Origin of the sequence: Endozoicomonas sp. ONNA2, assembly GCF_024606365.1 — a bacterium.
Classification (GTDB): Bacteria; Pseudomonadota; Gammaproteobacteria; order Pseudomonadales; family Endozoicomonadaceae; genus Endozoicomonas.
In genome coordinates this window covers 1-2318 of record NZ_JAHHPO010000500.1, presented here as the reverse complement: position 1 = coordinate 2318, position 2318 = coordinate 1, and the positions used below count along the sequence as shown (strand labels likewise).

General features: G+C 52.0%; 1 protein-coding gene. It reads right to left on the bottom strand.

Features of this window, described 5'->3' with window-relative positions:
- Nucleotides 1-315: 315 nt before the first annotated feature.
- Entirely contained in the window at nucleotides 316-1674 is a 1359-nt protein-coding gene (locus tag KDK14_RS08980; protein ID WP_257264755.1) for an RING finger domain-containing protein, read from the bottom strand.
- Nucleotides 1675-2318 lie beyond the last annotated feature (644 nt).

Here is a 2318-nt window from a genome sequence, read left to right as displayed (position 1 = left end):
AACTCCGGTCACATAGCTACGGCTATGCTCCCTCCGTTGTGCCTCGCATAGCACCAGCCCAAGCAGCCAGAAATATATGATTCCATATGGCCAGCTACTTGGGCAGCATCCGAAACAATGGCCCAAACCCTTATTATTAATAGCCTTTTTAACCCGATACGTCCTGTAAATCAGAAAAGTTATTTCATTTTTTCCGCAATTCAGGAAAGCCTGGGCCTGTTGACCTGACCCGGATATTTCATAAGCTGTCCCGAACTCGATAAAACAGGCGTTTACGCGATGCCCGGGTTTAAAACAGATATTAAAAAATTGAACTTAAGCAAAATATTTTTCACGTAAAAGGTTTTTCAGGTTTTTCTTGGCCATTTCACTGCCCAGCTCAGCCGCCCTCCGGTAGTATCTTGCCGCTTTGGGCAGATTTACCGGAAAGTCCTTGCCTCCATATTGATACAGGTAGCCCAGGTTGTTCGTGGCTGAAGTATCCCCCTGCCCGGCCGCCTTGAGCAACCAGTACTCCGCCTTGTGCAGATCTACGGGGACGCCACCGACACCACCGTGAAATATGCAGCCCAGATTGTACATGGCTGTAGCCTGCCCCAGATTAGCCGCCTTGAACAACCAGTGCACCGCCTTGTCCATATCTGCCGAAGAGCCGACGGGGTCACCCAGATAATGGCTACCCAGGTTGTTCATGGCTGGGGCATACCCCAGATTAGCCGCCTTGAACAACCAGTACAGCGCCTGCTCTACCTCGCCAGAGTCTTGATACAGGCAACTGAGATGAACCATGGCTGAAGCAGACCCCAGATTGGCCGCCTTGAGGAACAGTAACTTCACCCGGTCCGGATCTGCCGACAAGCCCTCACCACCATGCTTGTACATGATAGCCAGGTTGATCATGGCTGGAAGATACTCCAGCTTGACCGCCTCCTGGTACCAGTACTCTGCCCGGCGCAGGGCGACCGGAAAGCCCTGGCCACCGTGCTGATACAGGTAGCCGAGATTGTTCATGGCCATGGCCTCCCCAAGCCCGGCGGCCTTCAGCAACCAGTACTCCTCCTGGTGCGGATCCACCGGGAAGCACTTGCCACCATGGCGATACAGCCTGCCCAGGTTGATCATAGACGTGGTATTCCCCAGATCGACTGCCTTCAGGTAATAGCGCCGTGCTTCGTTCAGATCTACCGACAAGCCCTCAGCACCATACTGGTACCAATATCCCAGGCTATTCAGACTGACCGGATCGGACCCTCCCTTCCCGGCCAGCAGCAGGGCAATATCGCGGTGCTTATTGGCAACGGCCCAGGCCAGGGGGGAGTTACCCGCAATCTGGCCCGCATCCACGTCCGCCCCCCGGTTCAGCAGGGCCCGGATGATCTCGATATTACCCTCCTTTGCCGCGTTGACCATCTGATCCTGCCAGCCCGGAGGCAGGGTCAGGTTTTCCACCACCATATCTTCAATCACTCTGCGCCCATAAGGACACTCGAGATGATCTTTTGTCCAAAGGTTAAGGCAGTCAAGGTGGAACTTGTGCCCGCAAGGTTTGGCAATAACGATGTGCCTGCCCGCAAACTCCGAATGTTCAGCCTGGTAGAACTCCCCATGGCAGATCGGACAGATTGGGGACCCGGTGGGTATGGCGACTGCCGAACTGGAGGAAACGCTATTCATATCAGATACTCCCTTGCGTTTTTGGGATTGTTACTCTGACTGTGTTGATCTAAAAAATATCCCCTGGCAAGCCCTGAAAATATAAATAAATAGAAATGCAGGTTTCTTGAATTCAGAGGTTGGGGTCAAAAGTTTCCGACTTTTTGTCCTCAATTTTCTGCCATCCTCGCTACGGAGGCGTCCAGTCGGGCGTTATTCCCGGACAGCCTCCCGGGCGCCAATATGCCATTAAGGAGCTGTCCTGTAATAACTTCGACATTTCTACAGACGCTACCCGCCGCCCGCTTTCCGAAAAGCTGGAATCACTTGTGCTTTTGCGGGCAAGCGGGTGGCGGCATTTTCCCGGACTGAATAAAATGATTACGTTATCCAGGGACAATTCCTGACCTCGGGGCACGTTTTGAAAAAACGGGGGCAAAAATCGGGGACAGGTTTTTCTTTATGAGCAAACAATGTTGTTTATAAGGGAGGTCAGGGCTTTGGGTCAGGGCTCTGGAAAGTAGAGTTGGGGAAAATAGAATCAAGGGAGCAGTCCCTTACATTTTGAAATATCTTTTTTTTACCCTTATTAACGACATACGTCGTTAGCAAAGAAAGACCTGCCTCCGATTTTCCCTCTTTCAATACGCACATCAATATATTCG